This is a genomic window from Noviherbaspirillum sp., from assembly GCF_035654295.1.
Lineage (GTDB): Bacteria > Pseudomonadota > Gammaproteobacteria > Burkholderiales > Burkholderiaceae_D > Noviherbaspirillum.
In genome coordinates, this window is record NZ_DASRXF010000006.1 from 61509 (window position 1) to 75036 (window position 13528).

A 13528-nucleotide genomic window follows, 5' to 3' on the forward strand; every position below is an offset into this window, starting at 1 on the left:
ACAGGGAACTTACTGCTTGACCCGGACCGCTACCGGCGCTACCGGCATATGCGGGCTTCGCATGCGCTGCAAGAAATCCTGCAGCGCGCTGGCGGCCAGCGGATGCGAGACGAAGTAGCCTTGGATCTCGTCGCAGTCCAGGTCGTTCAGGATATCCAGCTGCGCCGCATTTTCCACACCCTCCGCCACGACCCGCATGCCGAGCGCATGCGCCATGGTGATGATGGCCGAGAAAAATATCCGGCCTTCATTCCCGTGTTCGATCTCCAGCGTGAACGCCCGATCGACCTTCAGCACATCCATGTCGAGTTTCTGCAACTGCGCGAGCGAGGAGTAGCCGGTGCCGAAATCGTCGACCAGCACCTTCACGCCCATCTGCTGGATCGATGCGATCGTGCGTCTGATATCGGCCACGTCGCCGGTCATCGACGATTCCGTCAGTTCCACTTCGATCAGCTCCGGCGCCACCGGGTGCCTTCTGAACGCGTCGGCGAGGATCGCCTTGATATCCGTTTCATTGAACTGCCTGGCCGAGACATTGATGGAGACGGGCACCAGCTCATCTCCCTGTGCCGCCCACTGCGCCATTTGCGCGAAAACCTTTCCGATGACCAGCTGCCCCAGCTCGATGATCTGCCCGGTTTCTTCCGCGAGGGGGATGAATTCGTTGGGAGAGATGACTCCGCTGGTCGGGTGCTGCCAGCGCACCAGCGCTTCCATGCTGCAGACGCGCCGGCTGTGCACCTCCATGCGCGGCTGGTAGTAGACGACGAACTCATCCTGCTCGATCGCCCTGACCAGTTCCTTTTCACGGCGCAGGCGGCTCTTGATTTCTTCGTCGAAGCGCGGGTCGTAGAAGCGCCATTGCCGGCGGCCGCTGGTCTTGGCCGAGTACATCGCGATGTCCGCCTTGTTCAGCAGGGTTTCGGCATCGGCGCCGTCATGCGGGAGCAGGCTGATGCCGATCGATGCGCTGATGTCCACCACGCCTGCAGCCAGGCGGAACCGGTCGCCCAGGGCGGCCGCGACGCGTTCGGCCACACGTTGCGTTCCTTCCTTGCCCTCCACACGTGTCAGCAGCACGAGAAATTCGTCGCCGCCCAGGCGCACCACCTTGTCGTCGGGGCGGACGGTCTCGACCAGCCTTTCCGCGCATCGGCGCAGCAACTCATCGCCGATGCTGTGGCCCATCGCATCGTTGACGCGCTTGAAGCGATCCAGGTCGACAAACATCAGCGCGACGTCGAAGCCTTCCGCTTGCGCCTGCCTGATCGTCTCCGGCAGGGTGTCCGACAGCCAGTGCCTGTTGCGCAGCCCGGTCAGGGCGTCTTCATACCCCTTGCGTTCCAGTTCCCGGACGTGCGCCTTGCGTTCGGTGATATCGCTGACGGTGACAGCCAGGCCGGAGCCGGAGCGGACGATGCGCCGGTAGAGCCATTCGCAGCGCACAGGCATGTCTTCCGCGACTTGCAGCTCTTCTTCGAGATACCCCTCAGAGAGCGCGTGCTGCAATTTTTCAATCTCGGCCGGGAGTATCGTTTCCGGGAGCAAGGCGGAGAGGTCCTTGCCGAGCAATTGGTCATAGGACATGCCATACAGTTCGGCGCCGCGCCGGTTGCAATCGACGAAGCTGAAGTCGGCGATGCTGCCGTCACGTTGCCATTTCGGCCGCAGCATGTAGAAACCTTCGTTGCTGCGCTCCGTTGCCAGGCGGTAGGTCGAGCGCACTTCCTCGACTTGCGTTTTGCGCAGCCGCAGGCGCCAGGCCATGTAGGCGGCGAGCAGCGCGACAAGAAAAAGTGCCCCGGTGCCCCATGTCATGTAGCGCAGGATGGTTTCCCTGCTGCGCAGGTAGGGCGCCATCGCTTCCTGCTTTTCCAGGCCGGCAATGGAGATCAATCCGTAATCGCCGATCCGCTCCCAGCCGACATACCGCTCTTTCCCGTCATTGAACCTGGCGGCAGGAATTAATGCCACCCCGCTGCTTCCGGTCAGCGCATTTGAAATGCTTATCGCCGGACTGCCGGCACGGGATTCGGCACTGTCGCTGCGCGCGGCAAGCAGGCGGTGGCGCTCATCCGTCAGCGCAAGCAGACCGTTCTGGGCAAGGGTGGTGACGTCATAGCTGTCAGTGAAGTAAGAGGGACTGACGCTGACGAGCACGATCCCCGCAAACTGCCCTTGCCGGTCACGCAGGTTACGGGAGAAGTCGATCGTCGGAAATTGAAACAGGGGGCTGACGCGCGGGCCGCTGATGTGGAGCGTGTCCGGCAGGTCCTGCTTGTGCGGAAGGAAACTGGGATCCTGCGCCAGGGAAACCCGGGGATCATGCGGATGCGTGCTGCTGACCGGATTGCCGTTCTTGTCGACAATGGTCACGTTGATCAAGGGTTCGTCCGTGAACAAGCCGCGCTGGTCCAGGGTCGCCAGGTCCAGGCCGTGTGCGGTCAACTCGTATTCGAGCTGAACATGCAAGGCAAGCTGGTCGATGTTCTTGAGAAACCGCGTCGTCAGCGCGGCGTAGTGGCGGGCAAGCGTGCCGGCGTCGCGCAAGGTCCGCTCCTCGATCGCGCGCCGCTCTTCGTCCAGGTTGCTTGACACGTATGCCCACGCCAGCCCTCCGCCTGCTGCGAACAATGCAGGCCAAAGGAGGATAAGAAGGAGATCTCTCCATCTGCTGGGCATACGTGCCGTCCCGCTTTCACTGGATCATGCGGCTGGTCGGGAATACTTACATACCATTCTAGAGCGAAGCCACAACGTGGCACTCATTTCTTTTTGCCAAGTTCAGCCGGACGCGAGCTCCCAGGCGAGCTCGGCGAACGGCCGGGCGTAGGCGCCCGTCGCCTTGGCCTTTTCATTCGAGGCAATGCCGAGGGAGGCGCGCTGTGCGATCCCTTGCAGGATGCCGGCGAGGCGGAACAGGTTGTAGGCCAGGTAGAAATTCCAGTCGGCGAGGATGGCGTCCAGTTCACCCAGCCGGCCGGTCCTGATGCAGTAGCGCATGATGTACTGGCGTTCGTCGGGAATGCCGAGCGTCGCATGGTCCAGGCCGGCAATGCCTTCGAACGGGCCGGCTTTCACGTGCCATCCCAGGCAGTGATAGCTCAGGTCTGCCAGCGGGTGGCCGAGCGTCGAGAGTTCCCAGTCGAGTACGCCGATGGCGCGCGTCCCCTCTTGATTGAAGACCAGGTTGTCGAGACGGAAGTCGCCGTGGACGAGGGCCGTGCGGGATTCGTCGCGCGCGGTCGGTGGAATGTTTTGCGGCAGCCAGTCGATCAACCGGTCCATTGCCTCGATCGGCTCGGCCGGCTTGGTGGCGGACGCCCGGTATTGTTTCGTCCAGCGCGCGATCTGGCGCTCGAAGTAATTCCCCGGCTTGCCAAAGTCGTCCAGTCCGATATCGGCAGGCTTCAGCTTGTGAAGGGCAGCGATCACGCGGTTCATTTCGTCGTACACCGAGACGCGCGCGCTGCGCGTCAATTCCGGCAGCGATTGATCCCAGAAAATCCGTCCCTGCACGAGTTCCATGATGTAGAAGGCGCGCCCGATGATGGATTCGTCTTCGCAGAGCAGGTGTACTTCCGGAACCGGGACATCCGTGCCGTGCAAGGCTTGCATGACGCGAAATTCCCGTTCGATCGCGTGCGCGGATGGCAGCAACTTGGCGGCAGGCGCCGGCTTCGTGCGCATCACATACGCGCGCGACGGCGTGTCGAGCCGATAGGTGGGGTTGGATTGGCCGCCCTTGAAGCGGCTGACTTCAAGCTTGCCCTCGAAGCCGGGGAGACGGGATGCCAGATAGGTTTCGAGCAGCCGTGTGTCGAAGCCGTCGTGCGCGGATGGGAAGTGGAGATTGTCCATAGATGTGAAAATTGAAATATGGGAAGGCCGGATCGCCCCGTGTCTGTGTGCCGCGCCGGCCATGGATCTTGTGCCTGGCTCGATGCGGCGACTCCCAAGCCCTGCTGCCTACGACACGGAGCGATCGACACTTCTCCTGCGAAGAAAGGCGCGCACGCTCGCGGTGTACCAGCGCGCGCCGTAGCGGCCGCGCACCCCTCTCCTGTTCAAGTCCGCCGCCAGCGCGGCAAAAGATTCGCCGCTGTTGCGGCGCGTATTGAGTTCCATGAGCAGCCGGTGTTCGACCTGGGTGAAATCGATGTCCTCGGCCAGCCCGGCTGGCTGTGCAGCCTGTATGCGCATCACTCTTACGACGGAACGCTTCGGCCGCATTGCCATGGCCAGCTCGGTCAGTTGCCGCAACATGAATTCCGCCGGCCCGTCATGCTCAGTCTTTGCCGACCCCATGACTCCCAACCTCTTTATCGCTGCGCGCCATCCGTCGCGCCTGTTGTTCCAGCGGCCGCAAGTGCAAAAGCCCGAACAGCAAAGTCAGGACAACACTTGTGGCGAGGCTTCCCGGATAGCGTCGAACGAGCTTGAACGCAATGAAAACCTCGATCACATGCACGCCGAGGATCAGCAGCGCGACGATCTGGGTCGTGGCTGCCGCCGGGCCGGTCCACATACCCGTCCAGCCTGCCAGCGCCATCGCGTACAGCAGCAAGCACGAAAATTTGATCAAACCCATCATTGTCCGGCCCATTCCTTTCTGCTTCCGGTGACTTCCGCGGCGGCGCGCGCCTTGCGGTTCACGCGTTCATCGAGCATGTTCGCCATGCCCAGCGCGGACTTGACGGCGCACCACTGCAACGGCTCCGGCAGCGTCGGAGGCGTCTTGTGGCGCAAGGCGGCAAGAAGGGGATGCTCCTTGCCGCAAATCCGTTCGGCAAGCAGCTGACCCATCAGCGACTGGGTGCCGACGCCGTGGCCGGAACATCCCGCGCTGTACAGGATGTTTCGCTCGTCTCCGGTTTCGCCGACTACCGGCAGCGCGTCATAGGCAAGGCTGACGTAACCGCTCCAGCATGAGCGGATGGCGAGGCTACGCAGGGTCGGGAAGCGGTCGTGCAGCGTCGTTTCCAGCGCCCGGTAGGCGTCGCCGTCAGGCACGTTGGGCGTCCGCGAACCATAGACGTAGTTGAGCCGCTTGGTTGTCACCACCAGGGTGTTGCGTGCCGTGAGGCGATGGCTTTCCATGGTCCAGTGCGGCGTGACCAGCCCTTCGCGCCGGGGCCAGCCAAGGGACGCGAGCTGCTGCGGCGACAGCGGTTCGGTCTCGATCGCCGAGACGCGCAGCGGCGCCACCTTGTTGCCAAGCAGGCCGAGCTGCGGCGTATAGGCGTTGGTAGCGAGCACCAGGAACGGCGCACTTGCGCTGCCGTGCGCCGTCTGCACCTTGACGGTCTTGCCGCCGGTGTACGACAGCAGCGCCGTGTTTTCGTAAATCTGCACCCCGGCTTGCAGTGCGGCCCGCCGCAATCCCATCACGTACTTTCCCGGGTCCAGCGTGCCGCCGCTCGGGTAGAAGGCGCCGAACAGGAAGGCAGGCGGAATGCCGCGCGCGCGCATCTCGGCGTGGTCCAGGAACTGTGCGGGGGAACCGAGCTCGATGCCGGTCTGCATGTTCTTCCGCAGTTTCCGCTCCTGGGACGGATGGACGGCTGCGCGGATCACGCCGGAGGCGTTGTAATCGCAGTCGATGCCATATTCGCCGAGCTTGCCTTCCACGTAGGCGACCCCCTCATCGTAGAAGCCGACGATTTTCTTCGCCTGCTCGCGGCCCACGCGCTTGAGGAAGAGGTCGTATTCGAGCCCCTGCCCTCCCACCAGATAGCCGGCGTTGCGCCCGCTCGCGCCGAAGCCGGCGAACTCGCGTTCGAGAACGATGACTTTTGCTCCGCGCGCCGTAAGCTCCAGCGCGGTGGACAGGCCGGCGAAGCCTGCGCCGACGACGATCGCATCCGCGCCGGCATCGCCTTCGAGCGGCGGCTGCAGCGCGGGCGCGTCCACCCATCCGCCGGCCGGCCGAAACTCTGCCGGCCCCGGCGCGGCATTACCTTCCGTGCTCATCCCCGCCTCCGTCAAGTCTTGCTCAGGATATGGACGGCGAGCGCCGCCTCTTCGTGGCCCTGCAAGCCGCCGCCGTTTTCCTGGATCGCGTGGCGCGCACCCAGCACCTGCCGCAGACCGGCTTCGCCGCGCAGTTGCGTGACCAGTTCGTAGAGCTGGCCGATGCCGGTCGCCCCGAGCGGATGGCCCTTGGATTCGAGGCCGCCGGAAGTGTTGATGGGAATGCGCCCGCCCAGCGTGAAGTCGCCGCGCTCGGCCGCAGGTCCGCCCTGGCCGAACGGCACGAGGCCCAGGTTCTCGGCCTGGATGATTTCTCCCATCGCGGAAGCGTCGTGCACCTCGGCGACATCCATGTCATCCGGCCCGAGGCCGGCCTGCTCGTAGGCCTGCAAGGCGGCGAGATGGCCGATGCTCTTTTCCGGTGCGTCAAGCGGCCGGTGCGTGAAGCTGCGGATGACGCTTGCCGCAATCCGGATGCTCCGCTTGCGGTCGGCGCCGATGCGACGCAGGCCCTCTTCGGTACAGATAATTGCCGCAGCGGCGCCATCCGTGACCGGCGCGCACATGGGCAGCGTGATCGGATAGGTGATGGGCGGCGCGGCCAGCACCTCCTCGATGGTAAAAGGCTTGCGGAACTGCGAATGCGGGTTGTGCACCGAATGCTGATGGTTCTTCGCCGACACTGCGGCGATCTGGCGCTGCGTGGTGCCGAAGGTCTTCATGTGATACCGGCACATGGCGGCATAGATCTTCATGAAGCGGCTGTAGGGCCGGTCCGATTCCGATCCGGGCGGCGGCTCGACGCCTTCGCCCAGCCTGGCCAGCGTGGCAAAGTTTTCCTCGACGCGGGACACGTCCCATCCTGCTTCAAACAGCGCCAGCGACTTCGCCTTGTCGGCGACGTTCATCTTTTCCGCGCCGAGCGCCAGTGCCACGTCACATGCGCCCGCCCGCAACTGCTGCACCGCCAGGTGCACGGCGGTGCTGCCGGAGGCGCAGGCATTCTCGACGTTGAACACCGGAATGCCTTCGATCCCGATCTTGCTGAACACGACCTGGCCGGGGATCGAGAGCTGTCCCTGCAGCTGGCCGTTGGTGATGCCGGCGTAAAAGGCCGTGCCGATGTCGGCGGCTTCGCAGCCGGCATCCTGTAATGCGCCGCGTAGCGCCTCGCCTGCCAGATCGTCGATGCTGCGTTCGAGGTGCCGGCCGAACACGGTCATGGCGATGCCGGCGATATAGATGTTGCCCATAGTCTCTTCTTCATGAAAGGCCGGCCCGGAGTTCATACCGTTCACTCATTGCGCCGTCATTCCGACGAAAGTCGGGATCCAGTGTCGTTCATGCGTCGTTTGACGACACTGGATTCCCGCCTTCGCGGGAATGACGGTTTTCCGGGGAGCGGCCGTGGCGATTCTTTTACTTAGATCCTGCGTTCCATGCCCTGCCAGTACTGCTCGCGCAAGTCCTTCTTCAGCACCTTGCCAACCGGGCTGCGCGGCAGTGCGGGGACGAAGTCCACGCTCTTGGGCGCCTTGACCGAGCCGAGCTTCTGCTTGCACAACGCGATGAGCTCATCGGCGCTCGCGCTCTGGCCGGCATTGAGTTCCACAACCGCCTTCACCGCCTCGCCCCACTGCTCGTCGGGCACGCCGATGACCGCGCAGTCCTGGACCGCCGGATGCGCCCAGATGACCTGCTCGATCTCGCTCGGGTAGACGTTGAAGCCGCCGCTGATGATCATGTCCTTCTTGCGGTCGGTGATGTGGAGATAGCCTTCCGCGTCGAGGTGGCCGATGTCGCCGGTATGCAGCCAGCCGTCGACGATGGTTTCCGCCGTCTTGTCGGGCGCCTTGTAGTAGCCCTTCATGACGAGGTCGCCGCGCACGCAGATTTCGCCGGTCTCGCCCTGGGGCAATATCTCGTTGCGTTCGTTCATGATCTCGACGCGGATGAGCGGATTAGGCCGCCCGACCGAGGAGAGACGTTCATCGGACGCCAGCTCGCCGCCGGAAAAGTGCTCGGCCGGCGGCAGATAGGAGATCGACGCCGGTGCTTCCGTCTGGCCGTAGCCGCCGGCCATGACCGGGCCGAACACCTCGATGGCGCGCTTGAGTTTCTCGACCGACATCGGGGCGGCGCCGTAGATGAAGTACTTGAGCGACGAGAAATCCTGCTGGGCGATGCCGGGAATATCCAGCAGCCGATAGATCACCGTGGGCGGCAGGAACAGCTCCGTGACTTTGTGCCTGGCGATTGCGCCAAGCAATGCCGCAGGGTCGGGCTTGGGGAGCACGACCACCGTCCCGCCCTGCGCGGTGCACGGCAGGGAAAGCATGCCCGCCGTGTGCGTCATCGGGGCGGCAGCGAGGTTGACCGGACGCGCGCCCTGATAGGGGAAGGCCATCATGAACTGCGCGTAGTAGGTCTGGAAAGCGCGGTGCGTATTCATCACGCCCTTGGGCTTGCCGGTCGTTCCTCCCGTGGACGAGAGCGTGACGACGTCGTCCATGGCGGCTTCGAGCAGCGGCGCGGTCGATGGCCATCCCGCGCTCCATGTGGACAGCGACGGCGCCCAAGGCAGGTCGGCGTCGATGCATACCCACAGCTTGATTTTCGGCAGCCGGGAGCGCAGCTCTTCGACCACCGGTGCAAATGCCTGCTGGAAGAACAGCACGTCGCAGTCGAAGGCGTCGAGAATGTAGTGGTTCTCCTCGGCCGGGTTGCGGCCGTTGATCGGTATGTAGGCCCCGCGCGCGCGCCACAAGCCCAGCGCGCAGGCCCATGCGATGACATCGTTATCCGCCCAGATCGCGCCCTTGGCATCCCTGTCGAGGCCGCCGGCGGTCAAGGCATTGGCGATGCGGCAGGAAAGCTCGCCTATCTCCTGGAACGAAAATTTGCGTTCGCCCTGGATATAGGCGGTGCCGAACGGGTTGATGCGCCAGCCGCGGTCGAAGAAATCGATGATTGCCATGTCAGGCTCTCCTTTAAAGCTGCGTCACCGTGGCGCGTGCGAGTCCGCGCTGCTCCAGATAGCCGAGCAGGTAGCGGTGGCCGAAGGCCTTGGAGCCGGAAGCAAAGCCGACCTTGGCGGTCTCGCCGTCGAGCAGCTTGAGGACGCCTGCGGCGTGGATTGCGCCGGTCGAGATGTAGGGCGTAATGCCGTGGACCGTGGCGCGCACCGAGGCGAGCTGGCCGCGTCCGATGGCGAAGTCGACGGTGCGCTGGATGGTTGTACGCTCGCGCGGCGGCATCGTCGGCGTGGTCGAGCTGACGACCTGCTTCAGGATCGCGTCCTGTTGTTCGCGCGGCAGATGCTTGTACTCGGCTTCCCATTTCTTGTTGAACGCATGCACCGCCGGCATCACGTTGTTGTCGTAGAAGCCCACGCAGGAAATACAGCTGCGCACGCGCGAATCGCGTTCGAAGTACAGGGGCAGCGAGGTACCGCCCCAGGGCAGGCAGAACACCGGCTGCATGAAGGCAGGATCGGCAACGGTGAACGACGCGTCCGCCGCGTGCGGCACGAGCTTCTTTTCCCACAGGTAGGCCGCTTCATGACGGGCGCCGTCGAAGATAGTTGCCGCCGAGCCCACACTCACGCCTGCCACATTGCGCGGGCCGCGCGTCAGCGTGGCGGTCTCAAGCGCATCGACGCCGGGCGTCTCGAGCGCCAGCTCGGCGGCGATTTCGGCGAAGGTGTACATGTAGGCGTTTGACGACGACATCAGCAATCCGGCCTGGCGGTACAGTTCGCCGAATTCGTCGCGCGCCTTGCGCATGAAGGGTTGCTCGCCGGTGGTGTCGAGATAATGACAGCCGGCCTTGAGCGTCGCTTCGACGGTCGTCAGGCCGAAATCGGAGAACGGGCCGACGGTGTTGCACACCACCTTGGCGCCGCGGAAGGCGTTAACCAGCGCGTCGACGTTGTGCTCCGCTTCGATGATCTCGTAGTCGGCCGATTCGAGGCGCACCACGCGTTGCGCCATCATTTCCTTGATGCGCTTCGCGCTGCGCCCCACTGCGGTGAACGGAATGTTTTCGTCGATCAGCCAGTCCATGATCAACATGCCGGTGTAACCGCTTGCGCCATAAACGACGACAGGATGCTTTGCCAAGATAATCTCCTTGAGAATGGAAGTGGGGTCTATGGAAGTTATGTGCGGCGGGTAGGTACCCGATACCCGATACCCGCCGGTGCTGCTATCTGCTTGCCATGTACTGCGCCAGGTCGTCGATGTCCTGTTGCGAGAGTCCGGCGGTGAGTGCCTGCATCGCGCCGGTAGCGTCGCGCCGCGTGCCGTCCTTGAAGCGCATGAGCTGGTCGCGCAGGTAGTCGTAGCCCTGCCCCGCAAGCCGCGGGTAGGCGTCTTTCCCTTCCAGCGCCTGTCCGTGGCAGGACGTGCAGTTGTTCGCCTTTGCCACCGCTTCGCCGCGGGCCACACGCGCCGGATCGCCGCTGAACGTCGTGTTGGGCTGCGCCTTCATCTTTGCGAAATGCCCTGCGAACGCATCGCGCTCCTGCTCCGTCATGCTGAGCGCCAGCGGCGTCATGGTCGGGTCGTTGCGGGCGCCGCTTGCGAATGCATGCAGCTGATTCTTCAGGTAAGCCTCCGGCTGTCCGGCCAGGCGCGGATAGGTCTGGGCGCGCGCGTTGCCCTGGTCGCCGTGGCAGCCGATGCAGGCGTCGGTTGCGCGCGGCCATGGGCCGGCGACGCGCGTCTCCTCGCTGGAAATCTGTTCGACCTCCCTGCCGAGCTGGACCAGGTTCACGAGATCCGGTCCGTAGACGATGGCGGCCGCCGCTGCCGGTACCAGCAGCAGCCAGGCTGCGATGATCAGAATCCGCTTGCCGCGGCTGCGTTGTTTTGTTGCGTTCGTCATGCTTTTCTCCCTGAAACTGCTTGCAGCGCCTGCAGTGCCGCCTTGTGGCCGGAACGCACCGCGCCATCCATGTAGCCCGCCCAGATGTCCGCGGTTTCCGTGCCCGACCAGATCAGCCGCCCGACGGGCGGATGCAGGGCTTCACCGTACTTGGTGAGGAAGCCGGGCGGCATCGGCGAGACGCAGGTCAGCGTCCAGCGGTCGGCCTTGCCCCAGTCGTGGTCGTGGAAGGCGATGGGATGCAGGGCTTCGTCGCCCAGCGCCTGCGCATAGATGCGCGCCAGCTCTTCCCCGGCTGCTTTCGAGTCGGACGGCAGCATCGCGTTGTTGACGAAGGCGTTGATCACGCCGAACGACACGTCTTCCGGCGAGTTGTCGTAGGCCCAGAGAACCGGCCCCTTCGCCTGCACGACCCAGCCGTTCAAGCCCTTGTCGCGCCAGAATGCTTTCTTGTAGACGTGCGCCGTCTTGCGCGCCGGCGCGGCGGCAGGCCAGCGGCGCTGCATTTCGCGGCGCTTTTCGGGCAGCGGCGGATCGAAGGCGATCTGGTTGCACAGCGGCGGCGAGAGCGCGACGATCACGCTGCGTGCCCGGATCACGCCCTTTGGCGTGTGGATGGCGACCGGCCCGTTCTGCCAGTTCTCGATGCGCAGCACCGGCGTCGACAGCCGCAGCTTGTCGCCCAGGTCTTGCGCCATCTTGACGCACAGCATTTGCGAACCGCCCGAGATGCGCGTCTCCTGCGCGCCGCCCTTGACCGCTTCGAGGCGGTCGTAAATGCAGTCGGCCGAATTGACCATCGAGAGCCAGTGAAGCAGCGAAAGCCGCGACGGGTGCGCGCCTCCCGTCAGCGTCGCGCCGACCGTCCATCCGATCTGGTCTTCCGGGGCGATGTTCTTCTTTGCCAGCCAGTCGCCGAGCGTCATCGCGTCGAACTCGGCCGCGCGCGGGGATTTCCACGGCGCGCCGGACGGCACCAGCTTCGCCATCTCTTCGAGCTCGTGCATCAGCTTCGGGTCGGTTCCGAAGGTGCCGTCGCTTTCGACTGCGGCACGCGCGCCGCCGGCCAGGAGCGACATCTTGCCTTGCCAGTAATGGGGAAATGTGCCGACGCCGAGCTCGCGGGCAAGGTCGGCAACCGCCGTCTGGCCCGGCCCGATCCACTGGCCGCCGGCTTCCGAGAAATAGCCGTTGCCGAGGTCGTGGTTCAGCGTGCGGCCGCCGACGCGGTTGCGTGCTTCCAGCACCACGAAGGATTCGCATCCGGCGCGCTTCAGGTCGCGTGCCGCGGTCAGGCCGGCGAACCCCGCGCCGATGATGGCAATGTCGAGCACATCGCGTTCTTGCGTTGCGGCGTTCGCCGCCGAGGGAAGCGCCGCCGTCGTGACCGCCGCTGCCGCCACGCCCAGGAAGCCGCGGCGGGTGAGCATGGCCGTTTCCGGCGCCTCCTCGCGTTTGGAATGAATGTCGACCATCCTGTTTTCCTCTGAAGTTGGGTTCATCATCCGAGCGATCGCAATGCGTGCAATGCCGCCGTGTGACCGGAGCGCACCGCGCCATCCATGGAAGTCGCCCAGATCTCCGCCGTTTCCGTGCCCGACCAGATCAGTCGTCCCACCGGCGGATGCAAGGCGTCGCCAAATTTGGTAAGCAAGCCGGGCGGCATCGGCGAGGTGCAGGTCAGCGACCAGCGGTCGGCCTTGCCCCAGTCGTGGTCGTGGTAGGCGACCGGATGCAGCGCTTCGTCGCCCAGGGCCTGGGCATAGATGCGCGTGAGCTCGGCCTCGGCCGCCTTCGGGTCGGAAGGCAGCATCCCGTTGTTCACGAAGGCGCTGATGACGCCGCAGGACACATCCTCGGGGGAGTTGTCATAGGCCCACACCACAGGCCCTTTCGCCTGCACGACCCAGCCGTTCAAGCCCTTGTCGCGCCAGAACGCCTTCTTGTAGACATGCGCGGTCTTGCGCATGGGCGCGTACGCCGGCCAGCGCCGTTGCAGTTCGCGGCGCTTTTCGGGCAGCGGCGGGTCGAAGGCGATCTGGTGGCACAAGGCCGGCGAGAGCGCGACGATCACGCTGCGCGCCCGGACCACGCCTTTCGGTGTGTGGATGGCGACCGGCCCGTTCTGCCAGTTCTCGATGCGCAGCACCGGCGTCGAGAGCCGCAGCTTGTCGCCCAGGTCCTGCGCCATCTTGATGCACAGGACTTGCGAACCGCCCGAGATGCGTGTTTCCTGCGCGCCGCCCTTGACCGCTTCCAGCCGTTCGTAATTGCAGTCGGCGGAATTGATCAGCCCCAGGTAGTGGAGCAGCGAGATTTTTGACGGCGGTGCGCCGGTCGTGAGCGATGTGCTGAGCGTCCAGCTGATCTGGTCTTCGGGCGGGATGTTCTTTGTCGCCAGCCAGTCGCCCAGCGTCATTGCGTCGAACTCGGCGGCGCGCGGCGACTTCCACGGTGCGCCGGAGGGCACGAGCTTTGCCAACTCTTCCAGTTCGTGCGCCAGCTTCGGGTCGGTGCCAAAGGTGCCATCACTTTCGGCTGTGGCGCGCACGCCACCGGCGAGCAGCGTCGTCTTGCCCTGCCAGTAGGTCGGGAATGTGCCGATGCCGAGTTCGCGTGCAAGATCGACGATCGCGGTCTGCCCCGGCCCGATCCACTGGCCGCC

The 13528-nt window shown here is 64.6% G+C and carries 11 protein-coding genes; all 11 read right to left on the reverse strand.

Annotation, left to right across the window (positions count from 1 at the left end; translation table 11 throughout):
- Window positions 1–9: 9 nt before the first annotated feature.
- The gene (locus tag VFF99_RS00525) at window positions 10–2601 is read right to left on the reverse strand and encodes a bifunctional diguanylate cyclase/phosphodiesterase (protein ID WP_325013990.1); all 2592 of its coding nucleotides are present in this window, start codon (window positions 2599–2601) and stop codon (window positions 10–12) included.
- A gap of 186 nt (window positions 2602–2787) precedes the next feature.
- Window positions 2788–3864 carry a phosphotransferase family protein gene (locus tag VFF99_RS00530; RefSeq protein WP_325013991.1) on the reverse strand — a complete coding sequence of 359 codons (1077 nt, stop codon included), beginning with the start codon at window positions 3862–3864 and terminating at the stop codon, window positions 2788–2790.
- Between the two features lie 108 nt (window positions 3865–3972).
- On the reverse strand, window positions 3973–4269 hold the full coding sequence (locus VFF99_RS00535) for a hypothetical protein (protein ID WP_325013992.1): 297 nt from the start codon (window positions 4267–4269) through the stop codon (window positions 3973–3975).
- A 22-nt stretch (window positions 4270–4291) separates the two neighbouring features.
- Complete coding sequence (locus VFF99_RS00540; protein WP_325013993.1) at window positions 4292–4597, reverse strand: hypothetical protein; 306 nt, start codon at window positions 4595–4597, stop codon at window positions 4292–4294.
- A complete protein-coding gene (locus tag VFF99_RS00545; RefSeq protein ID WP_325013994.1) occupies window positions 4594–5976 on the reverse strand; it encodes an FAD-dependent oxidoreductase in 1383 nt (460 codons plus the stop codon). Before VFF99_RS00545 ends, VFF99_RS00540 begins: the two co-directional genes overlap by 4 nt.
- An 11-nt stretch (window positions 5977–5987) precedes the next feature.
- A complete protein-coding gene (locus tag VFF99_RS00550; protein WP_325013995.1) occupies window positions 5988–7229 on the reverse strand; it encodes a thiolase family protein in 1242 nt (413 codons plus the stop codon).
- A gap of 170 nt (window positions 7230–7399) precedes the next feature.
- Complete coding sequence (locus VFF99_RS00555) at window positions 7400–8953, reverse strand: class I adenylate-forming enzyme family protein (RefSeq protein WP_325013996.1); 1554 nt, start codon at window positions 8951–8953, stop codon at window positions 7400–7402.
- Between the two features lie 13 nt (window positions 8954–8966).
- On the reverse strand, window positions 8967–10097 hold the full coding sequence (locus VFF99_RS00560) for a saccharopine dehydrogenase family protein (RefSeq protein ID WP_325013997.1): 1131 nt from the start codon (window positions 10095–10097) through the stop codon (window positions 8967–8969).
- 85 nt (window positions 10098–10182) lie between these two features.
- Entirely contained in the window at window positions 10183–10863 is a 681-nt protein-coding gene (locus VFF99_RS00565; RefSeq protein ID WP_325013998.1) for a c-type cytochrome, read from the reverse strand.
- The gene (locus tag VFF99_RS00570; RefSeq protein ID WP_325013999.1) at window positions 10860–12338 is read right to left on the reverse strand and encodes a flavin monoamine oxidase family protein; all 1479 of its coding nucleotides are present in this window, start codon (window positions 12336–12338) and stop codon (window positions 10860–10862) included. Before VFF99_RS00570 ends, VFF99_RS00565 begins: the two co-directional genes overlap by 4 nt.
- 26 nt (window positions 12339–12364) lie before the next feature.
- Window positions 12365–13528, reverse strand: a 1164-nt coding sequence (locus tag VFF99_RS00575) for a flavin monoamine oxidase family protein (RefSeq protein WP_325014000.1), incomplete at its 5' end; no start/stop codon positions are given.